Consider the following 22,720-nt stretch of genomic DNA (forward strand, 5'->3'; position numbering starts at 1 on the left):
GGCCCTTCGCGGGCCCGCCTGAAGAGCCGCCAGGAGCGGCTCGTGGCGGTCCGGCCGGTGGAGGTGGGGGCGATACCGGCCGGCCGCCAGGCGGCACCACCCGCGTTTCGTCCTCTGAATGCGGTCCTTGCGTGTGCAAGTACCGCATTCAGAGGACGAAACGCGTGGGGTCAGCGGGTGCCGGCGGTGCACAGGGCGATGGTCTGCCCCTTGTTCTCCGCGACCTTCTGGCCGTTGACCAGGATCGTGCAGGCGATCTGGTTGCTGACCGACGAGTTCCGGGTGTCCGCGGTGACGGTGAGCAGGTAGTCGCCCGAGTTGAAGGACGCCGTGCCGCGCCATTCGTCGGTGCTGGCCGGGGTCGTCTCGGTCCGCTGGTCGTTGAGCGAGCCGAACCGGATGGTCGCGCCGCCGGAGGCACTGACGACGAACTCGACGGTGTTCTTGTCCCCGGCGACGGCCGGGATGTGCAAGCCCGACTCGCCGGTGGCGAAGAAACTGGTGTAGACCAGTAACCCGCCGGCGGCCAGCAGCCCGGCGATGGAAAGCGCGAGCCCCGCGATCCCCATTCCCTTCTTGTCCGCTTCGCCCTTCTTGATTTTGGTCAAACCGATCACGGAAAGAATCATTCCGGTCACGGCGAGCGGCCAGGCGGCGATCCCGGCGACCGGGACGAAGGCGACCCCGAGTGCCGCCAGGCCGACCAGGAAACCTGCGATGACCAGGCCGTTCTTGGGTTTGCGGTGCCGTGTTCCGTGCGCGGCGAACCCGGGGCCGTAGCGGGTGGCAGGCGGGTGCGGGAGAGGTGGATCGGTCGGCATACATGCCCTTTCGGAGGCTTCCGTCCGAAGACGTTAACCCATCGTTCGGGGCAATGGCCGAAATTGTTACCTGCCGGAAAAAGTCATCATTCCACGATAATCAAGCGGTCATCGACATTTTCTGACGAGAATTGTCGGAAACCCGATCACTGATCGAACAGACTCACTTCCGGGGTGATCTCCAGCAGTTCGTGCACCGGGCGGCCGCGGCGGCCGTCGATGGTCGTGGTGCGCACGACACGCAGCCGCGCGGTCACCGGCCGGTCCAGGTTCTCCTTGATCTCGTCGAGCAGATCCGGCGCGACCGCGCCCTGGATCGTGCCGCCCGATTCGCGTTCGAGATAGAAGATCCGGCGCCGGGTGCGGACCCCGTCGAGCCTGCCGCTGACCGTTTCGTAGCCGACGGCCTCGCGCGACTCGCGCAGGCTTCCGGACAGGATCCGGGCCTGTTCGGTGGTCATGCTGCGGGTCAATTCGTCGCCGGCCGTCGGGGTCAGCGCCATCCCGATCCCGGCGTGTTTGCTGACCGCGTTGACGATGTCGCTGACCGCGTTGCGGACGGTGTCGCGCTGCAGCAGCACCGCGTCCAGCGCGCCGTCGTCGGAGCCGTTGGCGGGCAGGAAGTCGCACAGTTCCTTGACCGCGCGTTCGGACAGCGACTCGATCCCGTCGTGGATCAGCGCGTCGTCGAGCGCCGGTTCGGGGAAGCCGAAGAAGATCGCGTTGCCCGCCTGGCCGCGCTGGATCAGCGGGGCCTTCTCCCGGTCCGCGGGCTGGACGAAGGTCACCTCGCCCGACGGATTGCGGATGATGTGCCCGATCTTCGCCGTCGCGTCCTGCAACGCGCGGCTGATGTCGGAGAAGGTGTACGCGTCCAGATGCGACTCGCCGATCACGGACACGCGAAGCAGCGGCGAGCGCGACGTCCGCTCGAACTTCGCGTACGCGGCCATCGCCGACGCGCGGGCGAGGTCGTCGAGCCAGGTGCCGCCGGGGATCTCGTCGGCGATACGCCGGAATTCGTTCCTCACCAGATCACTTCCGGAATTCCCCTGCCACCCGATGCCCACACTTCTTCCCAGATCTCCTCGTCGCCGGGGCGGCAGAGGAAACCGTCGAGCATGCCGCCGACGGGCTGGACCTGGTCGAGATACATCGCGGGCTGGCCGACGATGACCCCGCGCAAGGTCAGCAGCCCGTACAGCGCCGAGCGGCCCGCGTCGTCGAGCCGTTTGAGCGCGCCCCATTCGTCCGGGAACAGCACCACGTCGAGCCCGCGCGGCGGATGCGGGGTCCTGGCGGTCAGGTCGCCGCCGATCCACGCGCGGCCGGTCGGCATGATCCGCCGGGCGACGCCCAGGTAGCTGTTCAGCGCGCTGAACAGGATTTCACGGTCGTTCTGGTGTGGCGCGTCGAAGACCAGCCGCTCGTAGACATCGGCCAGATCGGCGGGATGGCGGCCAGGAGGCAGCAGGTTGTGCGGCGTCCAATAGGGGAGCGCCAATCGGAGCCTCCTTCGTGTGCCGGAGCTCCCGATCGAAGAAACGTACCCGGCGTCCCGCTCACAGTGCGTAGCCGAATTTACCAGGCGAGTGTCAGCCGCCCTGCCCCGGCCGGTGCTCGGGCGCCTGCCTGGCGGGCGGCCAGTCCTCGTCGCTCGGCCAGACTGGTTCGGGCTCGTGCGCGCCCTCCCCGTTGCGGGCGGCCGGTTCCGGCTGCTCCGGGTGGTAGGCCCGCACCGGTTCCGGGATCAGCTGACCCTCACGGTGGCCTTCCGCCTCCTGGTCGTACGGCTCGTCGTCGTCCTGGATCCGCGCGGGCGGGAGGAACTGCGTCCGTTCGGTGGAGAGCAACTCGGGCACGGGCTCGGGGTCCGGCTCGCGCTCCACCGGGAACTCGCGCACCGGCTCGTGGGCCGCCGGTTCCGCCGCGGGCCGCTCGCGTCGTTCGCCGCGCATCAGCAGCCAGGTGACACCGCACCCGAGGGCGAACGAGATGAGCAGCCACAGCCAGATCTGCCCGAAGAGCCAGAGCATCAGGCCATCACCTCTGTTCCGCCGTGATGTCGACGCGGCGGCCCTCGCCGCTCGCGCCGTCGGAGTTCTTGCGCTGAGGGGAGTACGCCTGGTCGCGTTTGACCCCGTTGCGCTCCAGCAGCCGCTCCACCGTGAGCGCCCGGTTCAGCGCGAGCTTCCGGTCCGAACCGGTCGCGACCGACCCGGTGATCCGGAACTTCAGGTCGCGGGGCGCGTCCGTGAGCAGTTTCGCGATCTCCAGCGCGCCGCGTTCGCCGTCCGGGGTGAGGTCGGTGGTGTCCGGTTCGAAGGTGATCGGCGTGGCCGCGAGCAGGCGGTCGATCTCGGCCTGGAACCCGGCCCTGTCCGTCGGCTTGGCCGAGGTCGAAGTCGGGCTGGGCGGCGGGCTCGGCGGGGGCTGGCTCGACGGCTCGCCGCTGGTGGTCACCGGACCCGCGGGCGGGGCGGTGTCGCCCGAGATCTCGACCGTCCGGACCCCGTCGATCCGCTGGATGGCGTCGATCGCCTGCGCGGCCTTGTCCGGCGGGAAACCGGTGAGGCTCGCGTCGCGGCCGGAGAAGCTCACCTGACCGCCGGAGACGCCGACGTCGGCGAGCGCGGCCTTCGCGCGCGCGGCCAGTTCGGCCTCGATGTCGTCCGAGGCCGACCAGACGGTGATCGCCGTCAAGGCGAGCGTGACCAGCAGCGCTGTAGGCAGCAAGCGGCTCCAGCGTGTACCGGGCATGAAGGGACTGTAAGCCGCGTCAGGCGTGGGTGCATCGGACGAACGGGACATGACCCGTTCGGGTGATGCCGCCTTAGAAGTACGTGAAGGCCCCCTTCACTGCGCTAGACGCAATGAAGGGGGCCTTCACGTACTTCCGCGCTTCAGCTCGCGTGGTGGTGGATCTCCCGCAAGTCCTTGGCCGGGATGGCCACGGTCCCCGACTCGATCTGCTCCAGCGGGAGCAGCGGCGCGAGCTCGGGCCGCTTCGGGGACAGGCCGTCGCCCATCGACTCGCCCTTGAGCTGACGCCGGATCCACGGCAGCAGATGCGCCTTCGTCCATTCGAGATCCGAACGGCGCGACGTGATCCAGGTGCTCGGCTGCTCGGACGCCGGCCACGGCTCACGCCAGTCGTCGGCGACCGGGACGCCGAGGACCTCGGCCGCGCGCAGCGCGATCCGCCGGTGGGCCTCGGGGGTGAAGTGCAGCCGGTCGTCGCTCCAGGCACGGCGGTCGTGCAGCGGGGCCATCGCCCACATGTCGACCATCTTGGCGCCGTGCCGGTCGGCGATCGCCCACAGATGCGCGTTGTAGATGCCGACCTTCCCCCGCAGGACGTGCATCACGGACAGGTACTTGGTGTCCGGCCCGTTGAAGATGAGCACCGGGATCCCGGCCTCGCGCAGCTTGGCCACCCCCGCCTCCAGCCGCGCGGCGACGGCGTCCACGTCCGCGCCGGGCACGATGATGTCGTTCCCGCCCGCGCACAAGGTGACCAGGTCGGGCTTCACCTCGAGGGCGATGGGCAGCTGCTCTTCGAGGATCTCGTCGAGCATCTTCCCGCGGAGGGCGAGGTTCGCGTACTGGAAGTCGGGCCTGCCTTCGGCGAGGATCTCCGCCAGCCTGTCCGCCCAGCCTCGGAAGGTGCCGTCGGGCAAGTCGTCGTTGAGTCCTTCGGTGAAGCTGTCACCTATCGCCACATAGCTGTCGAATCCGTACACGTTGGGTCCCCTTCCGTCCGTGTGCCCCCGGTGGTACTTGTACACCACAACTAACAGCTGAGAGCGCCCCTGCAATCCCACCCGGCCGAAACCCGTGGTTCAGCCCGTTGACACAGTCTCTTATTTTGTCGGACGTCCATGCATCTCCATTACCGGGATGTACACTCCTGGGCTGCGGAGATTCCCCTCAAGCGGGCGTAAACCGGACACGGTATGTGGCGAACGTCTCCCCGCCCGGGTGTTCGGGCTCATAGATCCGGCAGGCTGTAAGGGTGACCTCACGACCCCCGCGCGAGTCGCTCGCCCAGATCCTCGGCGGGCGGCGTGGCGCCATCGACGCGAGCATCCCGCCCGCGGCCTTCGTCCTGGGCTGGCTGATCGCCGGCCAGTCGATCGCCTGGGGCTCCGGTGCGGCCATCGGGGTGGCGGTGCTGCTCGGCGGGTACCGGGTCGCGCGGGGCGACAAGGCCCGCGCGGTCGTGGTGAGCCTCGCCGCGGTGATCGCCGCCGCGCTGATCGCCCTGCACACCGGCCGCGCCGAAGACTTCTTCCTCATCCAGCTGCTGTCCAATGTGGCCAGCGCGCTGCTGTGGGCGGCCAGCATCGTGGTGCGGTGGCCGCTGCTCGGCGTCGTGGTCGGGCTCGTCATCGGGCAGAAGACCCGCTGGCGCCGCGATCCCGCGCTGCTGCGCGCGTATTCGCGGGCGAGCTGGGTGTGGGTCTTCCTGCAGTACACCCTGCGGGTCGCCGTCTACGGCTCGCTGTGGTGGAGCGGGCAGGTGGTCGCGCTCGGCATCGCGCGGACGGTGCTGTCCTGGCCGCTGGTCGCGGTGACGGTCGCCGTGAGCGGCTGGGTGCTCTACCGCACGCTGCCGCCGGAACATCCCGGTCTGCGGGTGGTGGAGGAAAACGAAAATCCCTCGGATTCCGCGCCCGGTGGGCTGCCCAGGACATAAGGCGGCCCCCGGCGAGGGGGGAGGGTCCGGGGGCCGGGTCCTACGGTACCCGGAGTTCGGCCCCGGAGTCGATGGTTTGGTCTTTTCGGGCTTGTCCCGGGTGTTTTTTCAGGGTGACGCCGGCCGCGGTGCCCCTTCGCCGTAGGCGTCGACGGCGGCGAGCCATGCGGCGCCGAGCACGCCGTCGGTGCTGGTCAGGACCTCGAGACCGGCCAGTTCGGCGCGGACCTTCGTCCCGACCGGGCCCTCCGGTGACAGCACGCCGCCCACCAGGACGATCGGTGTCCTCTCCCCGGGATCCCGCGCGGTCATGACGTTCGTCACCAGCAAGGCGGCCGCGCGGGTGGTGATCTCGTCCGCCACCGGGTCGCCTTCGCGGTAGGCCTCGCTGACGAACGGGGCGAACCTCGCGAGCCGGATCGGCGCTTCGGAATTGGCGCTCGTGATGAGCGCGCGCCACAGCGAGGCTCCGGCCGCGGGGTCCACTGCGGACGGTCCGAGCGCTTCGGCGAGCACGGCGCGCGCGAGCGGACCGGGTTCGCCGCCGCGGCCCAGAACATCCAAAGTGGAGCGAACGGCTTCACGGCCGAGCCAGTACGCCGAACCTTCGTCACCGAGCAACCAGCCGTAGCCGCCGACCGTGGAGACCATGCGCCTGCCGCGGATCCGGCCGGCGATCGACCCGGTTCCCGCCACGAGAACCGAACCGTCCGGCGAGGAGGTCGCCGACGCGTAGGCGACCTCCGGGTCGGGGACCGTCCGCACCGGACCGATCCCCGCGTCCTTCCAAGCGGCTTCGAAGATCTCCGCGATCGACGGATCGCTCAGTTTGCTGACGCCGGCCATGCCGACGACGCACGCCGCCGTCGCGGCCGGGTCGAGTGCGCCCAGCGCGCCGGTGATCGCGCTCGCGATCCGCGACGCCGCCTCGTGCGGCGGATGGGAGTTGGGATTCGCCCCGCCCGCGCGCCCGGTGCCGAGGACGGCGCCGGAGGCGTCGACGACGATCGCTCGCGTCGACGTGCCTCCGGCGTCCACACCTACGACGTGACTCACCGGGTCTTGGTCACCTTGAGCAGCCCGCGCGGGCTGTCCGGGTCACCGCCGCGCGCCAGCGAAAGGCCGAGCGCGATCCGCTGGATGGGCAGGATCTCCAGGATCGGGGCGACCTCTTCGGCGGACGGCGCGACGCCGATCCGCAGCGCCGCCGGGACGTCGGCCGAAGCCGAACCGACCGCCAGCACGTCCGCGCCGCGTTTGCCGACGGCCTCGAGGACCTCCTGCATCGCGCCCACTCCGTGGCCCTGGCTCGTCACGGCCAGTACGGCGGTGGCGCCGTCGATCGCGGCGACCGGGCCGTGCAACAGGTCCGCGCCGCTGTACGCGCGGGCCGCGAGGTAGCTGGTTTCCGCCAGCTTCAAGGAACCTTCCAGCGCCGAGGCATAGGAGTAGCCGCGGCCGGTGGTGAGCACCCGGTCGACGAAGCGGTAACGGTCCACCGCGCGCTGCACGCCTTCGACGGAACCGTCGAGGGTCTGCTGCGCGAGCTCGCCCAGCTTCTCCGCGTCCTCGCCCTTGCCGCCGCGGACCGCGTCGATCAGAAGGTAAAGCGAAAGCAAGGTGGCCGAGTAGGTCTTGGTGGCGGCCACGGCCTTTTCCAGTCCGGCGCCGATGTCGACGCCGAGTTCGGCGGCGGCGCGCAGCGGCGATTCCGGGGTGTTGGTGACCGAGACGGTCAGCGCTCCCTGGCGACGCGCGGTTTCGGTGACCTCGATGAGATCCGGAGAACCACCGCTTTGGCTTACTGTGATGAAGAGAACGTCCCGCAGATCGGGACGGGCGCCGTACAAAGTCGCGGTGGAGGGCGAGACGAGACCGCAGGGGAGACCGAGGAGTACTTCGATCAGGTACTTCGCATACAGGGCGGCGTGGTCGCTGGAGCCCCGGGCGGCGAGCAGTGCGAACCTGGGCGGGCGCTTGGAGATGGCTTCGGCCACCTCGGCGATTTCGGCCTGTCGCTCCACGATTCCTGCCAGAATGGCGGGTTGCTGGGAGATCTCCGCGGCCATGTGCTCGCCGGGGCGCTGTTCGGTCATCTCGTTCCCTTCCACCGGGACGTACTTCGTCCCCCGAGTAGGTCTAGACCAATGCTAGCCCGAATGGACGTTTGTGGAGAAGGGTACGTTTCCTAGCGGGGACGGTGCGCGTTCGAGTGGGAAGGCTTAGGGAGTCGGTCATGTTGGAGACAACCACCGCGAGTGAGGCGGGCGCTACGGCAGGGATGCGCGGACAGCGCGAACCCAAGTACTGGGCGCTGAAACAGCATCTGCTCGATCTGCTCGACGCGTTGCCCCCGGGCTCGCCGATTCCGACGGAACGGGCACTGGCGGGGGAATTCACCGTTTCGCGCACCACCGTCCGGCAGGCGCTCGCCGACCTCACCGCCGAGGGCAGGCTCCACCGCGTGCAGGGCAAGGGCACCTTCGCCGCCGAACCGAAACTCGCGCAGCGCCTGCAGTTGTCGTCCTACACCGAGGACATGCGCAAGCAGGGCCTCAAGCCTTCCTCCAAGCTCCTGGAGATCGACGAACTGCCCGTCGAAGCCGATCTGGCGAAACTGCTCGGAATCCGGGTGGGCGCGAAGATTCTTCGCCTTCGCCGTCTCCGGCTCGCCGATTCGCAGCCGATGGCGCTGGAGACCACGCATCTCCCGCTCGGCCGGTTCCGCGGTTTGCGCAAACACGTTTCCGCAGGTGGTTCCCTGTATGCCGTGTTGAGGGAGCACTACGGCGTCGAGCTCGAAAGGGCCGAGGAAACGATCGAGACCGCCCTCGCCGGACCGCACGAAGCGGAGATGCTCGGCGCCGACGTCGGAATGCCGATGTTGCTCCTTTCGAGGCATTCCTTCGCCACCGACGGAAAACCCGTCGAGTTCGCGAGGGCGATCTATCGGGGCGACCGTTACAAATTCGTCACCACGCTGCTTCCCTGACGAGTCAGGTAATTCCGGGAAAGATCGCTTTCCCGGAATTCGCGCCGATTCCCCGGTGGCCGGGGTACCGATCGTCGTGATTCAGTCATCCCATGACTGACACGGCGGCGGGAATCCGATGGGGGACGCCGGTGGCGCGCGGCGTGCTCGCCACGACCATCGTCGGCTCGGGCATGGCGATGCTCGACGGGACGATCATCAACGTCGCGCTCCCGAGGATCGGCGACGAACTCGATGCGTCCGTCGCGGGTCTTCAGTGGATCCTCGACGGCTACCTGCTCGCGCTCGCCGCGCTGATCCTCGTCGCCGGATCGCTCGGCGACCGCTACGGCCGCCGACGCATGTTCATCGTGGGTGTCGTCTGGTTCGGTGTCGCCTCCGGGCTGTGCGCCGCCGCGACGACCACCGAGATGCTCGTCGTGACCCGGATCCTCCAAGGGATCGGGGGAGCTTTGCTCACACCGGGCTCCCTCGCGATCCTCCAAGCGTCCTTCGCCCACGACGACCGGGCCCGCGCGATCGGCGCCTGGTCCGGGCTCGGCGGTATCGCGGCGGCGATCGGCCCGCTGCTCGGCGGCGTCCTCGTACAGGTGTGGTCGTGGCGGCTGGCGTTCCTGATCAACCTGCCGCTGGCCGCCGTCTGCGTGCTGCTCGCCCGGCGCTACGTGCCGGAGTCCCGAGACGAGGAGGCGACCGGGCATCCCGACTTCCTCGCCGCCGCCGTCGGCGCGATCGGTCTCGCCGGACTCACCGGCGCGCTCGTGGAGGCGCCCGGCCGCGGCATCGGCGACGCCGTCGTGCTGGTGGCCATCGTGCTCGGTGTCGCCGGGCTGGTGGCGTTCCTGGTGATCCAGCACCGCTCCGCCGATCCGCTGGTGCCGCCGAAACTGTTCCGAGACCGGACGTTCAGCCTCGCCAACGCGCTGACCTTCGTCGTCTACGCGGCGCTCGGCGGCGTGATGATGCTGATGGTCATGCAGCTTCAGGTGTCGCTGGACTATTCGCCGACCGCGGCCGGGCTCGCCGGGCTGCCGATCACCGTCATCATGCTGCTGTTCTCCGGCCGGTCGGGCGCGCTCGCGCAGAAGATCGGGCCGCGGACGCAACTGGTCGCCGGCCCGATCCTGGTCGGCGTCGGCATGCTCCTGCTGATGCGGGTCGGGCCGGGCTCTTCGTACCTGGGGTCGGTGCTGCCCGACGTCGTCGTGTTCGGCGCCGGGCTGGCGACGGTCGTCGCGCCGGTGACCGCGACGGTGCTGGCCGCCGCGCCGGACCGGTACGCCGGCGTCGCCTCCGGGGTCAACAACGCCATCGCCCGGTCCGGCGGCCTGCTCGCGATCGCCGTCCTGCCCGCCGTCGCCGGCCTGTCCGGCGCCGCGTACACCGATCCGGTCGCGCTGACCGCGGGCTGGCGGACCGCGTTGCTGGTGTGCGCGGCGCTGGCGATCGGGGGCGGGCTGATCGCGCTCGGCATCCACAACGGCGTCCTCGACACTCCTTCGGCCGAGGACGCCGACGAGTCACCGCACCCCGGCGAATGCCTCCATTGCGGGGTCGACTCGCCCCCGACGCACGTCCGCCCCGGGCATCACGCGTGATCGAAGGCGTAACTCACGCGAGTTACGCCAATAGGTCGGCGAGGGTCGCCGGGTCCAGGTTGCCGCCCGAAACGACCGAAACGACCTTGCCCGGCGGCAGCGCGTCGCGGTGCGAGAGGAACGCGGCGGTCGCGGTGGCGCCGCTCGGCTCGGCGACCAGCCGGGCGCGGTGCGCGAGCGTCCGGACGGCGTTCCGGATCTCCTCCTCCGAAACGGTGACGACGTCGTCGAGCACCGACTGGAGGTGGGCGAAGGTCAGGTCCGACGGCTGGGCGCGCAGGCCGTCGGCGCTGGTCCGCGCCCGCAGGTCCATCGGCCACTCGATCCGCCTGCCCGCGCGCAGGCCTTCGGCGGTGTCCGCCGCCAGCTCCGGCTCGACGCCGATGACCTTCGCGCCGGGCAGCAGTGCCTTGATCGCCGTGCCGACGCCCGAGGCCAGCCCGCCGCCACTGAGCGGGACGAGGACGACGTCGGCGTCCGGCAGGTCTTCGGCGATCTCCAGGCCGACGGTGCCCTGTCCGGCGATGACGTCGGGGTGGTCGAACGGCGGGATCATGGTGAGCCCCCGTTCCTCGGCGACGGCGAGTGCGGAGGACTCCTGGGCGTCGATCGGGACTTCGATGACTTCGGCGCCGAGCGCCCTGGTGGCTTCGACCTTGGCGCGCGGGGCGACGTCCGGAATCAGGATCACCGCGGGGATCCCGAAACGCTTCGCCGAGTAGGCGACCGCTTGCGCGTGGTTGCCACTGGAAAACGCGACGACGCCGCGGGCGCGCTCGTCTTCGGTCAGTGCGGCGATCGCGTTGTAGGCCCCGCGCACTTTGAAAGCGCCGATCGGCTGAAGGCTTTCCGGTTTGAGCCACAACGGCGCCCACCCTTGTGCCAGCAGGGGTGTGCGCACCGCGACGCCTTTGACACGGCTCGCCGCGTCGCGGATTTCCTCGATCGATACCAGATCCATACATCCGATTATGTCAAGGAGTTGTGAGTCGTGGACAGTCCTTTTTGGACAGACGGCGTGGCGCTCCTCACGTGCGGACAACGAGGGGAGCATCCCGTGCGCCTTATTCGTTAGGACGGGTGAGGACCGACTAGCTGCAGAACGGGATCATGACCAAGGAGACCTCGGAGAAGACCGAAAAGACGGAAAAGCAGGGCCGGATCATCCAGGTGACGGCGGCGGCGATGGCCGCGATCACCGCGGCGTTGCTGGGTTCCACGCTCGGCGTGGCCGGAACGGTGGCGGGCGCCGGGCTGGCGAGTGTGATCACGACGCTCGGCGGCGAGCTGTACCTGCGTTCGCTTCAGCGGACGAAGGACGCGGCGCTGAAGGCGCGGGTGGTGCTGACCGTGCCGGGACGGCGCCGGGTGCTCGACCCCGGCGAAGCGGAGACCGTCCGGTTGAAACCGTCCGAGGACGAAGAGGAACCCTCCGGCCGGAAGTTCAAGCCGCGCTGGGCGGTGATCGCCGGGGTCAGCGTGGTGGCGTTCGCGGTGGCGCTCGTCGCGATCACCGGCTTCGAGGGCGCGACCGGGAAGACCTTCGGCGGCGGGACCGGGACGACCATAGGGAAGATCATCGGCGGCGGGCAGGCGCAGGATCGGCAGGACAAGCACGACGCCCCGCCCGCGACGCCCCCTTCGGAGACGAAGGACGACCAGCCGGACACGACGCCGACGAACACTCCGCCCCCTTCGACGACGCCCACCACTACGCAGGCGCCCCCGACGACGCCGACAGCACCGTCCACCACGCCTTCGACCTCTCAGGCACCTTCGACGACGCCGTCCGCCCCACCCGCCTCGAACACCCCCGTGCCCTGACCCCCCTGCATTTCGTCCTCTGAATGCGGTAGTTCGCGATACCGACTACCGCATTCAGAGGACGAAACGCATGGGGTCAGGAGAGGGCGGAGCGAAGCGTGCGAGCGGCCGCTTCGGGGTCTTCGGCCTCGGTGATCGCCCGGACGACGACGATCCGGGACGCGCCCGCGGCCAGCACCTCGGGCAGCCGCTCGGTGTCGATCCCGCCGATCGCGAACCACGGCCGCGTCGTCCCGGACGCGGCCGTCGAGCGCACCAGATCGAGTCCCGGCGCGGACCGGCCCGGCTTCGTCGGGGTCGGCCAGCACGGGCCGGTGCAGAAGTAGTCGACGCCGGGCTCCCCGGCGGCGGCCGCGGCCTGTTCGGCCGAATGGGTGGACCGGCCGATCACCACGTCGTCGCCCAGTACGCGGCGCGCCAGCGGCACCGGGATGTCGTCCTGGCCCAGGTGCTGCACGTGCGCGCCGACGGCGAGCGCGACGTCCGCCCGGTCGTTCACCGCCAGCAGCTTGTCGTGCTTTTCGCACGCCTCGGCCAGCACTTCGAGGGCGGCGATCTCGTGTTTCGCCTCGATCGGGGCGCCGCCGGTCTTGTCCCGCAGCTGGATGATGTCGACCCCGCCGGCCAGCGCCGCGTCGGCGAATTCGGCGAGATCGCCGCGGCCGCGGCGGGCGTCGGTGCAGAGGTACAGGCGGGCGTCCGCGAGCCGGGCGCGGATCGGCGAACCAGACAGGGTGGGCATGGCGGCGACGGTACTCGCGCGCTACGGTGGGGTGGTCCGCACGGGAGCCCGAGGACGGGCTGAGAGGGAGCCGGGACCGCTCCGACCGTGGAACCTGATCCGGGTCATGCCGGCGCAGGGAGCGTGATCTCATGGCAGAACTTTCGGTTGTCGGCGGCGGGGTCATCGGCCTCTCGGTCGCTTGGCGCGCGTCCGCGCGCGGTCGTCGCGTCACCGTGTACGACCCGGATCCGGGACGAGGCGCGTCGTGGCTCGCGGGCGGCATGCTCGCGCCGGTCACCGAGGCCTGGCCCGGCGAGGAGGACGTGCTCACCCTCGGTGAGGCGTCGCTGCGGCGCTGGCCGGAGTTCGCGCGTGACCTGGCCGAAGAGGGTGTCGATCCGGGACTGTCCCCGCACGGCACGCTCGTCGTCGCGCTGGACAGCGCCGACGCGGGCAACCTCGAAATGCTCGCCGCGTACCTCACCGAACTCGGCCGCGAGGTAGAGCAGCTGACCGGCCGCGAAGCCCGCCGTGCCGAGCCCGGTCTCGCCGGGACAGTCCGAAGTGGACTCCTGGTGCCCGGGGATCTCGCCGTGGACAACAGAAAGCTGCTGATCGCGCTCAAACACGCGTGTGCCGTGCGCGGCGTCGAGTTCCGCCATGAGACGGTCACCGAACTCGAAGGCCTCGAAGGCGACGTCGTCCTCGCCGCGGGCGCCTGGACCGGACGCCTGCACCCCGCGCTCGACGGCGCCGTCCGCCCGCTGAAGGGTGAGATCCTCCGCCTGCGGCCGCGACGGGGCTGCCTGCCGCCGCCGAAACGGACCGTCCGCGCGATGGTCGAGGGCCGCCCGATCTACCTCGTCCCGCGCGACGATGGTCAGCTCGTGCTCGGCGCGACCCAGTACGAGGCCGGTTTCGACGAGACCGTCACCGTCCGAGGCGTACGTGAGCTGCTCGAAGGCGCGGAGCGCGTCTTCCCGGGCCTGACCGAGTACGAGCTCGTCGAGACCGCGGCCGGGCTTCGCGCGGCGAGTGTCGACACAATGCCTTTCATCGGTGAGCTGGGCGAAGGTGTCTTCGCCGCGACAGGTCACCATCGCAACGGTCTCCTGATGGCCCCGGTCACCGCGGACGCCGCGGTCGCCTGGCTGGACGGACGGCCGTTGCCGGACGAGGTCGCGGCGGCCACGCCGTCGCGGCGAAGCGAGGAGCGGGTGTGATGGAGATCCAGGTCAACGGCCAGTGGCGCGAATTCCCCGACGGGACCACCGTCGAGGGTGTGCTGGAGGCGCTGGGCACGGCGACGCGGGGCGTCGCGGTCGCGGTGGACGGCGTGGTCGTCCGGCGGGGCGACTGGCCGGAATCGGTGGTGCGCAAGGGCGCCAGCGTCGACATCCTCACCGCTGTGCAAGGAGGCTGACATGAACGGTGACGAACTCGTCATCGGCGAGCACAAGCTCTCGTCGCGGCTGATCATCGGCACCGGCGGCGCGGGCAACCTCGCCGTGCTGGAACGCGCGCTGGTGGCGTCCGGCACGGAACTGACCACCGTCGCCATGCGCAAGGCCGACGCCGAAGGCGGCTCCGGCGTCCTCGAACTGCTTCGGCGGCTCGGCATCCGCCTGCTGCCCAACACCGCCGGCTGCCGCACGGCCGCCGAAGCGGTCCTCACCGCGCAGCTCGCCCGCGAAGCACTCGAAACCGACCTCATCAAGCTGGAGGTCCACGCCGACGACCGCACGCTGCTGCCGGACCCGTTCGAGACCCTCGAAGCGGCCGAACAACTCGCCGCGGACGGCTTCACCGTGCTCGCGTACACGAACGACGACCCGGTGCTGGCGCTGCGGCTGGAGGAGGCGGGCTGTGCGGCGGTGATGCCGCTCGGCGCGCCCATCGGCACCGGTCTCGGCATCCGGAACCCGCACAACATCGAGCTGATCGTGTCGCGCGCGGGGGTCCCGGTGATCCTCGACGCCGGGATCGGCACGGCTTCCGACGCGACCCTGGCGATGGAGCTCGGCTGCGACGCCGTCCTGCTCTCCACCGCCGTGACCAGGGCCGCGGATCCGGAACGGATGGCGTCGGCGATGCGGGCCGCCGTCACCGCCGGGCGGCTGGCCGCCGGCGCGGGGCGGATCCCGCAGCGGTTCTGGGCGCACGCCTCCAGCCCTCCTCGATAACCCTTTTGTACGGTTCACGGCCTTGACAGCGAGTAAGCCCCCGGAGCCCGTATGGTTGACGGCACTTTCCGGAGGCGCACCCGCCGCCGTGTACCCAGAGGAGCCAGTGGTGACCACGTCAACGGTCCAGGACATTTCGGGCAGGTTGTTCCTGGCGGTGGGCAGGCTGTCCCGGTCACTGCGCCAGGCGGGCGTGCCCGGGCCGGGCCACGGCGCCATTTCGGCGCTCGCCACCCTCGTGAACTACGGCCAGCTCCGCCTGGGTGATCTCGCGGCGAAGGAAGGCGTCGCCGCGGCCACCATGTCGAGGATCGTCGCTTCGCTGGTCGAAGCGGGCTACGTCAGCCGTGAATCGGACCCGATCGACAGGCGCGCCTGGCTCGCGGAGGCCACCGAAGAGGGCGAGAGGCTGGTTTCCGGCGTCCGGTCGACGCGGGTGAACGAACTCGGCAAACGCCTCGAACGGCTGACTCCGGAGCACCAGGCGGCCTTGGCGGCGGCTCTCCCCGCGCTCGAAGCGCTTATTGCCGACGAAGAGCGCTGACTTCCGCGCGAAGAGCGCGAAGCTCGTCGAGGATCTCCTTGTTCGCCTGAGCCTGGGTCTCGGCCTGCTTCGCCTCTTCTTCGCGGATGTCCTGGCGAAGCTCGTCCTCCATCCCGCTGACCACCACGGCGATGAAGAGGTTCAGCACCGCGAAGCTGGACACGAGGATGTAGACCACGAAGAACACCCAGGCCATGGGTGCTTCTCGCATGACCTCCTTCGCGATGTCCGGCCACGCCTCGCCCGTCATCACCTGGAACAGGGTGAACAGCGAAGTGCCGAGGTCGCCGAAGTTCTCCGGTGAGATCGCGCCGAACAGCTTCGTCGCCACCACGCCCGCGACGAAGATGATCAGTGCGAGGAGCGCGGCGATCGAGGCCATGCCGGGGATCGACGCGAGCAGGCCGGTGACGACCTTCCGCATCGACGGCACGACCGAGATCAGCCGCAGCACCCGCAGGACCCGCAACGCCCGCAGCACCGCGAAGGGGCCGGTCGTGGGGATCACCGCGATGCCGACGACGACCAGGTCGAAGATGTTCCACGGGTCGCGGAAGAACTTCGCGCGGTAGGCGTAGAGCTTCGCGCCGAGTTCGAGGACGAAGACCCCCAGCGCGATGTAGTCGACCGTGTGCAGCAGCGACCCGTGCTCGGCGACCATCCTGGTCGAGGTCTCCAGGCCGAGGGTGACGGCGTTGAAGACGATCACCGCGATGATGAAGTTCTGGAAGCGGCGGTCTTCGACGACCCTGGCCACCGTTTCGCGTCCCGTCACGGCGCAGATGGTAACCGTCCGTGTGCTCAGTGCTCCGGCGCAAGCCGCCAAAAGGCCGAAACCGGACCGACCTTCGCGCCCATCGGATAGGCGTTTTCGACCGCGTGTGAGACGAACCACTTGCCGTACCGGGCGGCCTCCACGACGGACATCCCCTTCGCGAGACCGGCCGTCAGCGCCGACGCCATCGTGTCCCCGGCGCCGTGCGTGTGCTGCGTCGCGTACCGCTCGCCCGGCAGCTCGACGAACGTGGAGCCGTCGAAGAGCACGTCGACGCACTCCGGGTCGGAGACGAGGTGTCCGCTCTTCACGAGCACGTACTTCGGCCCGAGCCGGTGCAGGACGACGGCCGCCTGGTGCATCTGCTCGCGGGTGGTCACGGTCATCCCGGTCAGCAGGCGGACCTCGTCGAGGTTCGGCGTGAGGACGGTCGCGCGCGGCAGGAGCTCGTCGCGCAGCGCCACCAGCCCGGCCTCGTCGAACAGCGGATGCCCGTGCATCGACGCCGCGACCGGGTCGACCACGAACGGCACCTTGCTGTCACGGCCGATCTCGGCCTTGTCGCACGCTGCGGCGACGGCGTGGATGATCCCGGCCGAGGCGAGCATGCCGGTCTTCGCTGCGTTGACGCCCATGTCGGCCGCGACCGCCTCGATCTGCCCGGCGACGATCTGCGGCGGGATGTCGGTGCGATCGTGCACGCCGAGGGTGTTCTGGACGGTCACGGCGGTGACCGCGACCAGGCCGTGCACGCCACAGGTGAGGAACGTGCGCAGGTCCGCCTGCAGGCCGGCGGCGCCGCCGGAGTCGGACCCCGCGATGGTCAGCGCCGACGGCGGGCTCGGGTTCTCGCTCATGGGTTCATTTTCCATGCGCGATCTCAGACGGTCAGGACGAGCTTCCCCGTGACCCTGCCGCCTTCGCCGACTTCGTGCGCCTTCGCGACGTCTTCCAGCGGGAAGGTCTGGTCGACGTGGACACGCAATTCGCCCTTCTCGACCAGCCCGGTCAGCGCCAGCAGGCCGAGCTGATCGGGTTCGGCGAGCATCCCCGACGTCCGCACGCCGAGCTGCTCCGCCTTCGACATGACAGCCTCGCTCGGGCCACCGGGGACCGCGATCAGCAGGCCGCCGGGTTTCACCGCGTCCAGCCAGCGCAGGTCACTCCGCTCGCCGACCAGCCCGAACACGAGGTCCACCTCGGAGGTGGTCGCGGTTTCGTCGCGGTAGTCGATCGGCTCGTCGACGCCGAGCTCGCGGAGGAAGCCGTGCTTCCCCGCGCTCGCCGTGCCCACGACGTACGCCCCGCGCGCCTTCGCCACCTGGACGGCGAGGTGCCCGACACCGCCCGCGGCCGCGTCGATCAGCACGCGCTGCCCCGGCCGGACATCGGCGAGGTCCACCAGGCCCTGCCACGCGGTGAGCCCGGCGAGCGGCAGCCCGGCGGCCTGTTCGTGGGTGAGGCTCGCGGGTTTGCGCACGAACTGGCGGGCGGGCGCGGTCACGTATTCGCCGTAGCCCCCGGCCTGCCGCGGGAACCACGGGAAGCCGAGTACCTCGTCGCCGACGGCGAAACGCGTCGTGCCGACGCCGAGCTCTTCCACGACCCCGGAGACGTCCCAGCCGAGGACGAACGGCGGCTCGCCCATGAAGACACCGTGCGCCCGGGTCTTCCAGTCGACCGGGTTGATCCCGGCGGCGCGCACCCGCACGAGCACCTCCGTCGGACCGGGGGCGGGCCGGTCGGTCTCGGTCACCTCCAGCACTTCCGGGCCACCAAACCGCTGCTGGGTCACGACGCGCATCGAAAGCTCCTCCGTTGTTGGTGCTTTCCATGCTCGGGCGCTTGGTCTCTTTTCGCCAGAAGGCACTTAAAGGTAAACTAGGTACCTGATGGAAACCACCTGTGAAGTGCCGGAATCCCCGTGGGACATCTACCTGCGGAACTGCCCGTGCCGAGACGTCCTCGATCTGCTCGCCAACAAGTGGACCGCGCTCGTGCTCGGCGCGCTGTCGCGGCGGCCGCACCGGTTCGGTGAGCTGCGCCGCGCCGTCGGCGGGATCAGCCAGAAGATGCTGACGCAGAACCTGCGTGCTTTCGAACGCGACGGCCTGGTCACGCGCACGGTCTTCCCGACCACGCCGCCGACCGTCGAGTACGCGCTGACCGAGCGCGGCGCGAGCGCGGGCACGCTGCTCATGGCGGTCAGCGAATGGTCGGTCGCCAACTTCGACGGGATCCTCCAGTCGCGGAAGGAGTACGACTCGCGGGTGATGGAGCCCGTCGGCTGAAGTCCTCCGCGAAGGCACGCGGACTTCATCGGGAAGTCGGTTCGGCGCACTAACTTGACGAACAATTGGTTCGAACAAGTTACCCGGAGGCTTACGTGCGCAGAACGCTTTCCCTCCTCTCGGTCTTGGTGGCCGTCGCCGGGCTGACGTCCGGTGTCGCCGTCGCCGCGGCCAAAACGCCCAAGGTGCTGGTCATCGGCCTGGACGGCGCCCGGTTCGACAAGCTGATGGCCGCCGACACCCCGAACGTCCACGCGCTGGCGAACCGCGGGTACGTGTCGCGCAGTTCGTTGTACGGCAGCGGGATGGCGCCGACGGTCAGCGGCCCCGGCTGGTCCACGATCCTCACCGGCGTCTGGCCGGACAAGCACGAGGTGAAGGACAATTCCTTCACCGGCAACGATCTCGCCTCGCATCCGAGCTGGCTCGCGCGCGCCGAAACCGCGAACCCGGCGCTCGACACCTACGCCGCGGTCGACTGGACGCCGATCGGCGACCGGATCCTGCGCACCGGCCAGGATCGTAAATTCGTCCTGAACGGCGACAGCGCGGGCTACGAGAAGACCGACGAGCAGGTGGCCGTCGACGCGGAGAAGCATCTCAAGCAGGACAAGGCCGACGCGTCGTTCGTCTACTTCGGACAGACCGACATCGCCGGCCACGAGCACGGCGCGGACTCGTCGCAGTACGAAGCCAGCCTGCGCACCGACGACGCGCTGATCGGACGCCTGCTCGCCGCCGTCGACGCCCGCGCGGACCGCGCGAACGAGGACTGGCTGATCATGATCTCCTCGGACCACGGCCACACGCCCTCAGGCGGCCACGGCGGTGACACGCCCGAGGAGCGGATGACCTTCGTGATCGCCGCCGGCGGCGCCGTTCCTGCCGGAACCCCCGCCGTGGCACCGAAGATCGTCGACATCGCGCCGACCGTGCTGCGGCATCTGGGCATCGCGGCACCGGCGGTCTACGACGGCTATCCGCTCGGCGCCGTGCCCTCTGACGTCTTCGACTCGGCCGTTTTGAAGCCCCGGCAGGACGAAACCGGTGTCCCGTCCGGGGTGCTCGGCTGGACGCACGACGCGCCGGGCGGCTGGACGGTACGCAACGCGTCCGGCATGCCCGCCGGCGTGACGGAATGGCAGGGCTGGGCCTTCACGACCGACGACTTCTGGACCCGCACCGCCCCCGGACAGCAGCGTGAAGCGAACGCGCGGGCACGTGGCGTCTTCGCGGTCGCGGACCCGGACGAGTGGGACGACAAGGGTTCGCCCTCGTCGCGCGGCACCTTCGACTCCTCCCTGGTGTCGCCTTCGCTCGACGTCTCCGGGAAGTCCACTGTGGACGTCGCGTTCGTTTCGCACTACCGGCAGGAGGGGACGCAGCGGGGCGCGCTGACGGCGTCGTTCGACGGTGGCCCTGAGCAGAACGTGCTGGCCTACGGGCCGGAGTCCGGGACGGCGAACAAGGGCGGCGACGTGCTTTCGGTGCCGACGTCGGCTTCGGTGCGGGTGCCCGCCGGGGCTCGTTCGGTGAAGCTGACCTGGCGGCTCTACGCGGCGGGGAACGACTGGTACTGGGCGGTGGACGCTCCCCGCTTCACGATCCGGTAACGCGTGCAATGAAAGTGTCCTTCCTTGCAAAATTTGCAAGGAAAGACACTTTCATTGCACGCCTCAAGGGCTCGAGAGCCGCCAGAAGGGTGAAACGGGACCGACCCCGGCCCCCAGCGGATACGACTCCGCCACGCACCGCTCGATGAACCGCTTGCCCTCGGCGACGGCGGTCGGCACATCGGCCCCCTTCGCCAGCGAGGACGTGATCGCCGAAGCCATCGTGTCCCCACCGCCGTGCGTGTTCCGGGTGTCGAAGCGCGGGCCGCTCAGCTCGACCCATGATTCGCCGTCGGACAACAGGTCCACGCAGTCCTGGGCGGCGTCGAGGTGCCCGCCCTTCACCAGCACCCACTCGGAACCGAACTCCAGCAACGCTTCCGCCGCTTCCCGCTGGGTCCCGGGTCCGGTGACCTCCACGCCGGTCAGCAGCCGCACCTCATCCAGGTTCGGCGTGATCAGCGTGGCGCGCGGGAAGAGCTCGGTGCGGATCGCCTCCAAAGCCTCCTCGCGCAGCAACGCGTGCCCGGTCATCGAAGCGGCGACGGGGTCGACGACGAACGGCGTACCCGAGCGTCCGATGTGGACTTCATCGAGCGTTTTGGCGACGGCGTTGATGATCTCGGCCGTCGCCAGCATCCCGGTCTTCGCCGCGTCGACGCCCATGTCCGTGGCGACGGCCTTGATCTGGCCGGTGACGACGTCGACCGGGATCTCGCTGAAACCCTGCACGCCCAGCGAGTTCTGCACGGTGACCGCGGTCAGCGCGACCATCCCGTGCACCCCGTTGGCGAAGAAGGTGCGCAGATCGGCCTGGATGCCCGCACCACCACCGGAATCCGATCCGGCGATGGTGAGGGCCGTCCTGGGGGTGGCTGTCACGGATTGACCACCGGCAGGTACACCTTGTTGCCCTGCTCGGCGAACTCCGTCGACTTCTCCGACATACCGGCCTCGATGGCCTCCACAGTGGACAGACCGTGTTCCTCGGCGTACTTGCGGACGTCCTGCGTGATGCGCATCGAGCAGAACTTCGGCCCGCACATCGAGCAGAAGTGCGCCGTCTTCGCCGGTTCCGCGGGCAGCGTCTCGTCGTGGTACGAACGCGCGGTGTCCGGGTCCAGCGACAGGTTGAACTGGTCGTTCCAGCGGAATTCGAAGCGGGCCTTGGACAGTTCGTCGTCCCACTCCTGCGCGTACTGGTGCCCCTTGGCGAGGTCGGCGGCGTGCGCGGCGATCTTGTAGGTGATGACGCCGGTCTTCACGTCGTCGCGGTTCGGCAGGCCGAGGTGCTCCTTCGGCGTGACATAGCAGAGCATCGCCGTGCCGTACCAGCCGATCTGCGCCGCGCCGATGGCCGAGGTGATGTGGTCGTACGCCGGCGCGATGTCGGTCGCGAGCGGGCCGAGGGTGTAGAACGGCGCCTCGCCGGTCAGCTTCTCTTCGAGTTCGACGTTCTCCTTGATCTTGTGCATCGGCACGTGGCCGGGGCCCTCGATCATCACCTGGACGTCGTGCTCGCGGGCGATGTGCGTGAGCTCGCCGAGCGTCTCCAGCTCGGCGAACTGCGCGCGGTCGTTCGCGTCGGCGATCGAGCCCGGGCGCAGGCCGTCACCGAGGGAGAAGGTGACGTCGTACTCGCGCAGGATCTCGCAGAGCTCGGCGAAATTGGTGTACAGGAACGACTCCTTGTGGTGCGCGAGGCACCACGCCGCCATGATCGAGCCGCCGCGCGAGACGATGCCGGTGACCCGGCGCGCGGTCAGCGGGATGTAGCGCAACAGCACCCCGGCGTGCACGGTGACGTAGTCGACACCCTGCTCGCACTGCTCGATGATGGTGTCGCGGTACACCTCCCACGACAGCTTTTCGGGCTCCCCGTTGACCTTTTCCAGCGCCTGGTAGATCGGCACGGTGCCGACCGGGACGGGCGAGTTGCGGATGATCCACTCGCGCGTCTCGTGGATCCGCTTGCCGGTGGAGAGGTCCATGATCGTGTCGGCGCCCCAGCGGGTGGCCCACACCATCTTGTCGACCTCTTCCTCCACGGAGGACCAGACGGCCGAGTTGCCCATGTTGGCGTTGATCTTCACCAGGAAGTTCTTGCCGATGATCATCGGCTCGGTCTCCGGGTGCTTGCGGTTGGCGGGGATCACCGCGCGGCCGCGCGCGACCTCGTCCCGCACGAATTCCGGCGAGCAGCGCTCGCGTGCCGCGATGTACTCCATCTCGCGGGTGATGACGCCCTGTTTGGCCCAGCCGAGCTGGGTGTTGTGCTCACGACCGTCGGCCCAGCCGGCGCGCAGCCGATGGAGTCCACTGTGGACATCGATCTGCGCGTCGTCGTCGGTGTACGGGCCGGAGGTGTCGTAAACGTCGAAATGCTCGCCGTTCGAAAGGTCGATCCGCCGCGCGGGGACCCGGAGACCGGATTCCGTCTGGTGGTAGACCTTCCGGGAACCGGTGATCGGACCGGTGGTCACGGTCGGCTTGATGCCCTGGGCATTCTCAAGCGTCGTCAACGACGTTCACTCCCTACGCCGGCATTACCCGGTCAGGTTCATGCGGTCGGCGGCGCCGGGTCCTCTAGAAAGACTCCAGCCGCCCTCTCAGCCCGCCATGGCGCGAGCTCCCGCGGTTGTTTGGTTGTGCCCCG

Annotated in this window: 25 protein-coding genes and 2 riboswitches; of the genes, 10 read left to right on the top strand and 15 right to left on the bottom strand. The window is 69.5% G+C overall.

Features of this window, described 5'->3' with window-relative positions; genetic code table 11:
• Positions 1 to 170: 170 nt before the first annotated feature.
• The 6 genes from DMC61_RS38950 to DMC61_RS38975 all read right to left on the bottom strand — a co-directional run bounded on the left by DMC61_RS38950 (position 171) and on the right by DMC61_RS38975 (position 4,564).
• A complete protein-coding gene (locus DMC61_RS38950; protein WP_125695479.1) occupies positions 171 to 821 on the bottom strand; it encodes a DUF4190 domain-containing protein in 651 nt (216 codons plus the stop codon).
• A gap of 146 nt (positions 822 to 967) precedes the next feature.
• Positions 968 to 1,852, bottom strand: coding sequence for a hypothetical protein (locus tag DMC61_RS38955; protein ID WP_093936499.1), 885 nt, complete (start codon positions 1,850 to 1,852; stop codon positions 968 to 970).
• A complete protein-coding gene (locus DMC61_RS38960) occupies positions 1,849 to 2,325 on the bottom strand; it encodes a hypothetical protein (RefSeq protein WP_063273048.1) in 477 nt (158 codons plus the stop codon). The genes DMC61_RS38955 and DMC61_RS38960 overlap by 4 nt, the downstream gene beginning before the upstream one ends.
• A 91-nt stretch (positions 2,326 to 2,416) precedes the next feature.
• Complete coding sequence (locus DMC61_RS38965; protein WP_016337640.1) at positions 2,417 to 2,857, bottom strand: hypothetical protein; 441 nt, start codon at positions 2,855 to 2,857, stop codon at positions 2,417 to 2,419.
• 7 nt (positions 2,858 to 2,864) lie between these two features.
• Positions 2,865 to 3,581, bottom strand: coding sequence for a cell envelope biogenesis protein OmpA (locus tag DMC61_RS38970; protein WP_233595099.1), 717 nt, complete (start codon positions 3,579 to 3,581; stop codon positions 2,865 to 2,867).
• A 143-nt stretch (positions 3,582 to 3,724) separates the two neighbouring features.
• A complete protein-coding gene (locus DMC61_RS38975; protein ID WP_125695480.1) occupies positions 3,725 to 4,564 on the bottom strand; it encodes an SGNH/GDSL hydrolase family protein in 840 nt (279 codons plus the stop codon).
• 272 nt (positions 4,565 to 4,836) lie between these two features.
• On the opposite strand from DMC61_RS38975, the gene DMC61_RS38980 reads away from it, so the two are divergent.
• Entirely contained in the window at positions 4,837 to 5,520 is a 684-nt protein-coding gene (locus DMC61_RS38980) for a DUF3159 domain-containing protein (RefSeq protein WP_016337637.1), read from the top strand.
• 108 nt (positions 5,521 to 5,628) lie between these two features.
• On the opposite strand, the gene DMC61_RS38985 is transcribed toward DMC61_RS38980, so the two are convergent.
• Both DMC61_RS38985 and DMC61_RS38990 read right to left on the bottom strand, forming a co-directional pair.
• Positions 5,629 to 6,576, bottom strand: a complete 948-nt coding sequence (locus DMC61_RS38985) for an N-acetylglucosamine kinase (protein WP_125695481.1) — start codon at positions 6,574 to 6,576, stop codon at positions 5,629 to 5,631.
• On the bottom strand, positions 6,573 to 7,616 hold the full coding sequence (locus DMC61_RS38990; RefSeq protein ID WP_125695482.1) for an SIS domain-containing protein: 1,044 nt from the start codon (positions 7,614 to 7,616) through the stop codon (positions 6,573 to 6,575). The genes DMC61_RS38985 and DMC61_RS38990 overlap by 4 nt, the downstream gene beginning before the upstream one ends.
• 140 nt (positions 7,617 to 7,756) lie before the next feature.
• Between DMC61_RS38990 and DMC61_RS38995 the strand changes: the two genes are divergently transcribed.
• A complete protein-coding gene (locus DMC61_RS38995) occupies positions 7,757 to 8,512 on the top strand; it encodes a GntR family transcriptional regulator (protein WP_005160527.1) in 756 nt (251 codons plus the stop codon).
• Positions 8,513 to 8,604: 92 nt separating this feature from the next.
• Positions 8,605 to 10,110: an MFS transporter gene (locus DMC61_RS39000; protein WP_125695483.1), complete on the top strand. Its 1,506-nt coding sequence runs from the start codon at positions 8,605 to 8,607 to the stop codon at positions 10,108 to 10,110.
• A 22-nt stretch (positions 10,111 to 10,132) separates the two neighbouring features.
• Here the strand turns inward: DMC61_RS39000 and DMC61_RS39005 are convergent, their stop codons facing one another.
• Positions 10,133 to 11,071, bottom strand: a complete 939-nt coding sequence (locus DMC61_RS39005) for a threonine/serine dehydratase (protein ID WP_125695484.1) — start codon at positions 11,069 to 11,071, stop codon at positions 10,133 to 10,135.
• A 149-nt stretch (positions 11,072 to 11,220) separates the two neighbouring features.
• On the opposite strand from DMC61_RS39005, the gene DMC61_RS39010 reads away from it, so the two are divergent.
• Positions 11,221 to 11,934 carry a hypothetical protein gene (locus DMC61_RS39010; protein WP_125695485.1) on the top strand — a complete coding sequence of 238 codons (714 nt, stop codon included), beginning with the start codon at positions 11,221 to 11,223 and terminating at the stop codon, positions 11,932 to 11,934.
• 76 nt (positions 11,935 to 12,010) lie between these two features.
• Here DMC61_RS39010 and thiE read toward each other — a convergent pair whose 3' ends face one another.
• Positions 12,011 to 12,676 (bottom strand): thiamine phosphate synthase, encoded by a 666-nt coding sequence (thiE, locus tag DMC61_RS39015; RefSeq protein ID WP_125695486.1) that lies wholly within the window; start codon positions 12,674 to 12,676, stop codon positions 12,011 to 12,013.
• 30 nt (positions 12,677 to 12,706) lie between these two features.
• Positions 12,707 to 12,814: riboswitch (TPP riboswitch) on the top strand.
• Between thiE and thiO the strand changes: the two genes are divergently transcribed.
• The 4 genes from thiO to DMC61_RS39035 all read left to right on the top strand — a co-directional run bounded on the left by thiO (position 12,808) and on the right by DMC61_RS39035 (position 15,385).
• Positions 12,808 to 13,881, top strand: coding sequence for a glycine oxidase ThiO (thiO, locus tag DMC61_RS39020; protein ID WP_125695487.1), 1,074 nt, complete (start codon positions 12,808 to 12,810; stop codon positions 13,879 to 13,881). (Overlaps the previous riboswitch by 7 nt.)
• Complete coding sequence (gene thiS, locus DMC61_RS39025) at positions 13,881 to 14,081, top strand: sulfur carrier protein ThiS (protein ID WP_016337629.1); 201 nt, start codon at positions 13,881 to 13,883, stop codon at positions 14,079 to 14,081. Before thiO ends, thiS begins: the two co-directional genes overlap by 1 nt.
• A 1-nt stretch (position 14,082) precedes the next feature.
• The gene (locus tag DMC61_RS39030) at positions 14,083 to 14,841 is read left to right on the top strand and encodes a thiazole synthase (protein WP_016337628.1); all 759 of its coding nucleotides are present in this window, start codon (positions 14,083 to 14,085) and stop codon (positions 14,839 to 14,841) included.
• Between the two features lie 109 nt (positions 14,842 to 14,950).
• Entirely contained in the window at positions 14,951 to 15,385 is a 435-nt protein-coding gene (locus tag DMC61_RS39035; protein ID WP_125695488.1) for a MarR family winged helix-turn-helix transcriptional regulator, read from the top strand.
• Here the strand turns inward: DMC61_RS39035 and DMC61_RS39040 are convergent.
• From DMC61_RS39040 to DMC61_RS39050, 3 genes are read right to left on the bottom strand one after another with little or no spacing between them, the layout of a single operon-like run.
• Complete coding sequence (locus DMC61_RS39040) at positions 15,363 to 16,160, bottom strand: ion transporter (RefSeq protein ID WP_125695489.1); 798 nt, start codon at positions 16,158 to 16,160, stop codon at positions 15,363 to 15,365. The two genes, DMC61_RS39035 and DMC61_RS39040, sit on opposite strands and share 23 nt — an antisense overlap.
• A gap of 26 nt (positions 16,161 to 16,186) precedes the next feature.
• Positions 16,187 to 17,017, bottom strand: coding sequence for a bifunctional hydroxymethylpyrimidine kinase/phosphomethylpyrimidine kinase (gene thiD, locus DMC61_RS39045; protein ID WP_125695490.1), 831 nt, complete (start codon positions 17,015 to 17,017; stop codon positions 16,187 to 16,189).
• Positions 17,018 to 17,040: 23 nt separating this feature from the next.
• Positions 17,041 to 17,964 (bottom strand): NADP-dependent oxidoreductase, encoded by a 924-nt coding sequence (locus DMC61_RS39050; RefSeq protein ID WP_125695491.1) that lies wholly within the window; start codon positions 17,962 to 17,964, stop codon positions 17,041 to 17,043.
• Positions 17,965 to 18,052: 88 nt separating this feature from the next.
• On the opposite strand from DMC61_RS39050, the gene DMC61_RS39055 reads away from it, so the two are divergent.
• Together DMC61_RS39055 and DMC61_RS39060 are read left to right on the top strand one after the other, a co-directional pair.
• Complete coding sequence (locus DMC61_RS39055; protein WP_199750211.1) at positions 18,053 to 18,451, top strand: helix-turn-helix domain-containing protein; 399 nt, start codon at positions 18,053 to 18,055, stop codon at positions 18,449 to 18,451.
• 95 nt (positions 18,452 to 18,546) lie between these two features.
• On the top strand, positions 18,547 to 20,064 hold the full coding sequence (locus tag DMC61_RS39060; RefSeq protein ID WP_125695492.1) for an alkaline phosphatase family protein: 1,518 nt from the start codon (positions 18,547 to 18,549) through the stop codon (positions 20,062 to 20,064).
• Between the two features lie 63 nt (positions 20,065 to 20,127).
• Here the strand turns inward: DMC61_RS39060 and thiD (DMC61_RS39065) are convergent, their stop codons facing one another.
• Both thiD (DMC61_RS39065) and thiC read right to left on the bottom strand, forming a co-directional pair.
• Positions 20,128 to 20,946, bottom strand: coding sequence for a bifunctional hydroxymethylpyrimidine kinase/phosphomethylpyrimidine kinase (gene thiD / locus DMC61_RS39065; RefSeq protein WP_125695493.1), 819 nt, complete (start codon positions 20,944 to 20,946; stop codon positions 20,128 to 20,130).
• Positions 20,943 to 22,586, bottom strand: coding sequence for a phosphomethylpyrimidine synthase ThiC (gene thiC / locus DMC61_RS39070; RefSeq protein ID WP_016337620.1), 1,644 nt, complete (start codon positions 22,584 to 22,586; stop codon positions 20,943 to 20,945). Before thiC ends, thiD (DMC61_RS39065) begins: the two co-directional genes overlap by 4 nt.
• A riboswitch (TPP riboswitch) is annotated at positions 22,580 to 22,710 on the bottom strand. Its footprint overlaps the gene before it by 7 nt.
• Positions 22,711 to 22,720: the final 10 nt, after the last annotated feature.

The organism is Amycolatopsis sp. WAC 04169 (assembly GCF_003947535.1).
Lineage (GTDB): Bacteria > Actinomycetota > Actinomycetes > Mycobacteriales > Pseudonocardiaceae > Amycolatopsis > Amycolatopsis keratiniphila.

Bases quoted from the DNA above. Each gene is read 5' to 3' on its own strand.
- DMC61_RS38950 (WP_125695479.1), bottom strand. From the start codon at position 821: ATGCCGACCGATCCACCTCTCCCGCACCCGCCTGCCACCCGCTACGGC.
- DMC61_RS38965 (WP_016337640.1), bottom strand. From the start codon at position 2,857: ATGCTCTGGCTCTTCGGGCAGATCTGGCTGTGGCTGCTCATCTCGTTC.
- DMC61_RS38970 (WP_233595099.1), bottom strand. From the start codon at position 3,581: ATGCCCGGTACACGCTGGAGCCGCTTGCTGCCTACAGCGCTGCTGGTC.
- DMC61_RS38990 (WP_125695482.1), bottom strand. From the start codon at position 7,616: ATGACCGAACAGCGCCCCGGCGAGCACATGGCCGCGGAGATCTCCCAG.
- DMC61_RS38995 (WP_005160527.1), top strand. From the start codon at position 7,757: ATGTTGGAGACAACCACCGCGAGTGAGGCGGGCGCTACGGCAGGGATG.
- DMC61_RS39000 (WP_125695483.1), top strand. From the start codon at position 8,605: ATGACTGACACGGCGGCGGGAATCCGATGGGGGACGCCGGTGGCGCGC.
- DMC61_RS39005 (WP_125695484.1), bottom strand. From the start codon at position 11,071: ATGGATCTGGTATCGATCGAGGAAATCCGCGACGCGGCGAGCCGTGTC.
- DMC61_RS39010 (WP_125695485.1), top strand. From the start codon at position 11,221: ATGACCAAGGAGACCTCGGAGAAGACCGAAAAGACGGAAAAGCAGGGC.
- thiE (WP_125695486.1), bottom strand. From the start codon at position 12,676: ATGCCCACCCTGTCTGGTTCGCCGATCCGCGCCCGGCTCGCGGACGCC.
- thiO (WP_125695487.1), top strand. From the start codon at position 12,808: ATGGCAGAACTTTCGGTTGTCGGCGGCGGGGTCATCGGCCTCTCGGTC.
- thiS (WP_016337629.1), top strand. From the start codon at position 13,881: ATGGAGATCCAGGTCAACGGCCAGTGGCGCGAATTCCCCGACGGGACC.
- DMC61_RS39030 (WP_016337628.1), top strand. From the start codon at position 14,083: ATGAACGGTGACGAACTCGTCATCGGCGAGCACAAGCTCTCGTCGCGG.
- thiD (WP_125695490.1), bottom strand. From the start codon at position 17,017: ATGAGCGAGAACCCGAGCCCGCCGTCGGCGCTGACCATCGCGGGGTCC.
- DMC61_RS39050 (WP_125695491.1), bottom strand. From the start codon at position 17,964: ATGCGCGTCGTGACCCAGCAGCGGTTTGGTGGCCCGGAAGTGCTGGAG.
- DMC61_RS39055 (WP_199750211.1), top strand. From the start codon at position 18,053: ATGGAAACCACCTGTGAAGTGCCGGAATCCCCGTGGGACATCTACCTG.